Source organism: Veillonella dispar, from assembly GCF_937975875.1.
GTDB classification, from domain to species: Bacteria; Bacillota; Negativicutes; order Veillonellales; family Veillonellaceae; genus Veillonella; species Veillonella dispar_B.
This window is the reverse complement of record NZ_CALJSP010000029.1, coordinates 1-6,366: the sequence shown is the minus strand read 5'-3', so window position 1 is coordinate 6,366 and position 6,366 is coordinate 1. Positions and strand designations below refer to the sequence as shown.

Annotated in this window: 4 protein-coding genes and 1 riboswitch; of the genes, 3 read left to right on the top strand and 1 reads right to left on the bottom strand. The window is 42.5% G+C overall.

Annotated features, from left to right (window positions below; all coding sequences use genetic code 11):
- Positions 1–300 precede the first annotated feature (300 nt).
- Entirely contained in the window at positions 301–1,203 is a 903-nt protein-coding gene (locus Q7P05_RS01155) for a DUF3829 domain-containing protein (RefSeq protein ID WP_303930111.1), read from the top strand.
- A gap of 211 nt (positions 1,204–1,414) precedes the next feature.
- Here the strand turns inward: Q7P05_RS01155 and rarD are convergent, their stop codons facing one another.
- On the bottom strand, positions 1,415–2,305 hold the full coding sequence (gene rarD, locus Q7P05_RS01150) for an EamA family transporter RarD (protein ID WP_295793946.1): 891 nt from the start codon (positions 2,303–2,305) through the stop codon (positions 1,415–1,417).
- Positions 2,306–2,551: 246 nt separating this feature from the next.
- Positions 2,552–2,728, top strand: a riboswitch (cobalamin riboswitch).
- Between the two features lie 293 nt (positions 2,729–3,021).
- Here rarD and Q7P05_RS01145 point away from each other — a divergent pair.
- Positions 3,022–5,184 carry a methylmalonyl-CoA mutase family protein gene (locus tag Q7P05_RS01145; RefSeq protein ID WP_303930110.1) on the top strand — a complete coding sequence of 721 codons (2,163 nt, stop codon included), beginning with the start codon at positions 3,022–3,024 and terminating at the stop codon, positions 5,182–5,184.
- 4 nt (positions 5,185–5,188) lie between these two features.
- Positions 5,189–6,366 (top strand): methylmalonyl-CoA mutase family protein (locus Q7P05_RS01140; RefSeq protein ID WP_303930108.1); only part of this gene is annotated, 1,178 nt, incomplete at its 3' end.

Below are 6,366 nucleotides of genomic sequence, written 5' to 3'. Positions count from 1 at the left end.
TTCATGGCGACTTCTACGACCGCTTCAAGCGCCACGAGCGTATCGACGAGCGTACGCTCTCCTTTTATAGTAACACGTGTACACGTATAAAACAATTGATAGGAGCTATGTCTTTTCATTTCTAGTCTAACCGTATATAAAGGAAAACAGGGGTGACCATTGGTCACTCCTGATTCTATTAGTCACTTGACAAACTAGATATATGAGTTATGTGCATTAATTCTATTTATATAAATCATATTAGTATATAATTAAGGTATATAAATCGGGTTGTATATTGATGAAAGGAGAGAATTCATCATGAAACCATTGGGTAAACGGATTGCAATGGCTGTGTTGTGTGCGGCTACATTGACATCCCCCTTATTGTTGAGCGGTTGTAGTATGTCGGAACTATGGCAGGGGACTGAACAGAGTCGCAAGGAAATTGCACAGCGGTCTGAGCAGGATCAGGTACAGCTATTTAATCAATATGTGAAAGCCGTAAGCCGATTTAATCGTATGGCTGTAATGTTCGATTATGCGAATAGGCCAACTCTTGATGAGTTAAAAGCGGGGCAGCATTTAACTGTATTTAATGCACCAAACTTTAAACAGCTACAAAAAGAATTAGAAGAGGCTAAGCAAGCAGGTGTTCCTTATGATGAAATGAAAGAGCCTTTAGATAAGCTACTTTCAAAATTGAACGAAATTACACCGGTTGCGGAAGAACTTGATGCATATTATAAATCTAAAGGGTATACTACAGATAACTATGCTAAGGAGCAACAATTAGGCCCTAAATATGTTCAGTTATACGAACAATTTATTCCTATTTATGCTGACTTTGATAATTTAATGCATAAGATTAACACGGACCGATTGCAACAACGGTTACAACAATTGCGCGATGCAGGTAAGAAAAATGCAGCCGCTGCACAAGAGGTTTCTTTGCGACTTACTGCAGTCCTAGAAAAGCTAGATAGTGAAAAAGAACCAGATGTAAATGCGATCAATCAAGAGCTACAAGCTATTGGTGATTTAGCGAATGGTATTTCTAATCCTAAGTATGACCCTGTTAAGACTTCTGTAAACTCTACGATTGGTGCCATTCGTACTTATATGGGATCCAAACAAGATAACGATTATAAACATATGGTTGAGGCCTATAACCGTTATATTTCAAATATGAATACCACCAATATGAATGAATTGGATCAATAGAGTTAATACGGTTTAAGACGGATACGTTATATATGAGTTAATATAAGTATGAGCATCATATAAGCGTAACTTAGTGTAAGTATTATATATAAAAAGCTGTATCGAATGAGGATATCATTTGATACAGCTTTTATGTATTTATAGGCTAGATATAGTTGCTAAAATCTCTTGTGAGATTGCATGTAGATAGCAAACGCTCTCTTGTACTTAACTACATTTTTCTAATGGTTGTAATTTGATTTGATAATGAAAACAACACTAAGGCTATCCAGATACAACCAAAGGCAATCATCTGTGGTGTGCCAAAGCTTTCACCAAAGTAGAAAATAGATAGCAACAAGGCAATGGTAGGGGAGACATATTGCAGGAATCCTAGTAGGTTGAGCGGCAATAGTTGGGCGCCATAGGAGAATAGCACCAATGGAACCGATGTTGTTAGACCGCAGGCTATGAGTAGCATGGACGTATACCAGTCTGTGCTGAAATAGGACCACACTGTATTATCGACCATGGTCGTATATAGTAAGGCTAGTGGTGTTAATAGCCAAGCCTCAAAGGCGATGCTCGTAAAGGGCGAGATGAGCAGTTTCTTTTTTACGACCCCATAGAGGCCAAAGGAAACGGCGAGGATCATCGACACTAACGGCAAGGATCCCACTTGATAGGTGAGCAAGGCGATGCCGATGGTAGCGATGAGGACGCTTAGCTTTTTTGGTACAGATAGAACCTCTTTAAATAGGATGACACCTAACACCACATTGAAGAGTGGGTTGATGTAATAGCCAAGGCTCGTGTCCATAACTTGATTGTTGGCGATGGCCCAAATATAGGTAAACCAATTTACGCTGATGATAACTGATGCTACCAACAGTAGCAATAGTTGTGAACGCTGTTCTTTTAGTAATTGAAAGTCCTTTTTGAACTGTTTAAAATGTAGACCAAATACGACGATGGCCATGCAGATGCCTGACCAGATAATGCGCTGCGCCAGTATATTATATGGTGTAACATGGTTTAATAATGCCCAATAGAGAGGGAGTAAGCCCCAGATGATATAGCAACTAAGGGCTGTCATTAGACCTTTTTTACTTGTGTGCTCCATAATGCCTCCTTGTGATTGTATTCATTATATCACGCATTGTGGGTGTGTTTGTGCGTGGGCTTAGATTTTATGATGATTTGTACTCGATTTATAACTCGATTTGCAGACAATGAATACGTATATTTGAAAGTGATGAGTTTTTATCATTTTAAATATGCATTAGTTATAACCTGAAATTTGATACTTATGATTAACTGTTATGTTCATTGACTTTGTGCATAATCTTACACTATATTGGACTTAGAACAACGAATATAGAGAATAGGTGTCGCAAGACTTAATAGAGAAATCGGTACAAGCCGATGCGGTCCCGCCACTGTAAGGACGAGCCTGCTTTCAAAAATGTCACTGGAGCAATCTGGGAAGGCGAAAGCAAGGCGATGAGCCCGAGCCAGGAGAACTGCCTATTTGATAATCACCGTTATGTACCTACGAGCGATAGGAAGGGGATTGAGGTATGCTGGTTTCAGTGTTTTTTGGCATACTTTTCAACAAGGAACCTTACGTGTCACTTTTGGGTGGCACGTTTTTTTATTGCCCTTGAAAGTGACTGTTGAGCATATACATCAGGCTTTATTGTTAGTAAACTGATGGACACAGATTTGAGGTTGATGTGATCCATAGATAGGAAAGCTTTGGTGGTGTATAAGCATAACATTTGTAGGTACGGTGCGCTGTTTCTCGGTATGGTTTCGAGTTGAAAAGGAGGCACATATATGTCTGACAAAAAGACTTCAAAGGATGCTGAACGCGATCTATTAGCTCCTGTATCCTTTGATGAATTTGAGAAACCTACGTATGAACAATGGCAGGCAGAGGTTGAAAAGGCGTTAAAGGGTGGCGACTTCCATAAGAAGATGTTCACGAAAACCTATGAAGGTATTACGTTGCAGCCGATTTACACACCTGCATTGCATGCAGAAGCAATTCCTAAGGGCGTATACCCTGGGGCAGGTGAGTTCCTACGTGGCACTAAGGCAAGTGGTTATATTAAAGACTCTTGGGGTGTATCCCAATATGTAGATGACTCTTTGCCTAAAGATGCTAATCATGCAAGTTTATACGAGATTGTAAAAGGTGGCACCATTCACAACATCCGCCTAGATGAAGCAACACGTCATGATCAAGACGTGCAAGTAGGCGCATCTGTTGGCGTTGGTGGTACATCTGTATCCACCATGGATGACTGCAAACAATTGATTGACCGCTTCAATTTGAAGGAAAATCCTTTGTACATTGAAACTGGTGCTTCTGCAGCCATCTTGCTTGGCATGTTAGCGGCTACAGTGAAAGGCGCTAAAAAACAAACGTCTGACTTGAAAGGTCTCGTTGGTGCCGACCCTATCGGTGTTTTGGCGAAAGACGGTGCTTTGCACATTTCCTTAGATACAGCCTTTGATGAAATGGCACATACTGTTGTATGGGCTAAAGAGCAAGCTCCAGAGCTTAAAACAGTGCTTGTATCCGGCGATGTATACGCTAATGGCGGCTCTAACGATGTGCAAGAGGTTGCTTATGCATTGGCAACGGCTGTATGCTACGTGCGTCAATTAGCACAACGCAACATCGATATTCACACCATTGCGAAGAGCATGATGTTCACATTCTCCTTAGGTGCTAACTTCTTTATGGAAATTGCTAAATTACGTGCCTTGCGCGTACTTTGGGCTCGCATTATGGAAGCTTTCGGTGCCGAAGAAGCGGACCGCGCCGTTCATGTACACGGCAGAACATCTGCTTTCACAAAAACTGTATACGACCCATATGTAAACTTGTTGCGCAATACAACACAAGCATTCTCTGGCGTTGTAGGCGGTTTGAACAGCCTTGAAGTATCTCCATTTGACCAACCAATTCGCAAAGCGGACGATTTCTCTCGCCGTATTGCTCGTAACATCCAAGTTATGTTGCAAACTGAATTCGAGTTGCGTCAACCTGTGGACCCTGTAGGCGGTTCCTGGTATGTGGAAACATTGGCTGCTGAACTCTGTGAAAAAATCTGGGCTGAGTTCCAAACCATCGAAGCTAAAGGCGGCATTATTGCAGCGTTGAAAGAAGGCTATCCTCAAGCTCAAGTGAAAGCCATCCTCGATGAACGTTTCAAGAACCTTGCATTCCGTAAGGACGTAGCTGTTGGTAACAACATGTATGCGAATATGACGGAAGAATTGCTTGATCCAAAACCAGAAAATCAAGAAACATTGCGTCAAAAACGAGCTGCTCAAATCGATGAGTACTTGGCAGGTGCAGAGGCTGATGCGGTTGTGAAAGCACAGGCTACTCTAGAAGCAAGTACAACAGAACCAGGCGCGTTGATTGGACTTATTGAGCTTGGTGCATTACAAAAATTGACAATCCGCCAAATCCGTAAGGCTTTAGATGCCGGCGATATTGCTTCTGAAACAATCGAACCAATTACAGCACATCGCTGGACTGAACAATTCGAAGCCCTTCGCATGCGCACGGAAGCGTATAAACAACGTACGAAAGACAATGTGAAGGTATTCTTGGCTAATATGGGCCCAATCCCTCAACATAAACCTCGTGCGGACTTCTCCACAGGCTTCTTCGAAGTAGGTGCTTTTGAAGTTATTAAAAATGATGGACATGAAACAACGGCTGATGCGGCGAAGGCTGCTCGTGAAAGTGGTGCCGATGTTGTCGTTATCTGTTCCACAGATGATACATATCCAGAATTAGTACCACCACTCGCTAAAGAGTTGAAAGAAACTATGCCGAATGTAACAGTTATTTTGGCAGGGGCGCCTCCTAAGGACCTTGAGCCTGTATACCGTGAAGCTGGCGTAGACGACTTCATTTCCGTTCGTGCAAATTGCTACGAAATCTTACATACGTTACAAGATAAGAAAGGGATGTGAGCTCATGTTTAAAAATCCAGACTTCTCCTCTCTTGGCTTGGGATCTCAGACAGCAACATCTCGCGATGCATGGCTTGCTGAACTTCAAAAAGAAACAGGAAAAAGCTTTGAAGATTTATATAATACGACAATGGAGCAAATCCAACTAAAACCTCTCTACACAGAGATGGATTATGAAGGAATGACACACCTTGATTACATGGCTGGTGTACCTCCATTCTTGCGTGGACCTTATTCCACAATGTACGTAACTCGTCCTTGGACAGTACGTCAGTACGCTGGTTTCTCCACAGCCGAAGAATCCAATGCATTCTACCGTCGTAACTTGGCAGCGGGCCAAAAAGGTTTGTCTATCGCCTTTGACCTTGCCACACATCGTGGTTACGACTCCGACCATCCTCGCGTAGTAGGTGATGTTGGTAAAGCGGGCGTTGCGGTAGACTCCATCCTCGATATGGAAATTTTATTCTCCGGTATTCCTCTCGACCAAATGTCCGTATCCATGACAATGAACGGCGCCGTATTGCCTGTCATGGCGTTCTACATCCTAGCTGGTGAAGAACAAGGCGTTGATAAAAAGGTTATGGCTGGTACGATCCAAAATGATATCTTGAAAGAATTCATGGTACGTAACACCTATATTTACCCTCCAGCTACGTCCATGCGCATCATCGGTGATATCTTTGCGTACACATCCCAGTACATGCCTAAGTTCAACAGTATCTCCATTTCTGGCTACCATATGCAAGAAGCAGGCGCTACTGCAGATATCGAATTAGGTTACACCTTGGCCGATGGTCTTGAATACATCCGTACCGGTGTAAATGCAGGCCTTCACGTAGATAAATTCGCTCCACGGTTGTCCTTCTTCTGGGCAATCGGTAAAAACTACTTCATGGAAGTAGCAAAAATGCGTGCTGCACGTATGTTGTGGGCTAAGATTATTAAGAGCTTCGGTTCTGAAAATCCTAAATCCATGGCTCTTCGTACACATAGTCAAACATCTGGTTGGTCCTTAACAGAACAAGATCCATTCAACAACGTAGCTCGTACATGTATGGAAGCAATGGGTGCTGCATTGGGCCATACGCAATCTCTACATACGAATGCGCTTGATGAAGCCATTGCGTTGCCTACGGACTTCTCTGCACGTATTGCGCGTAACACTCAGCTTTACATCCA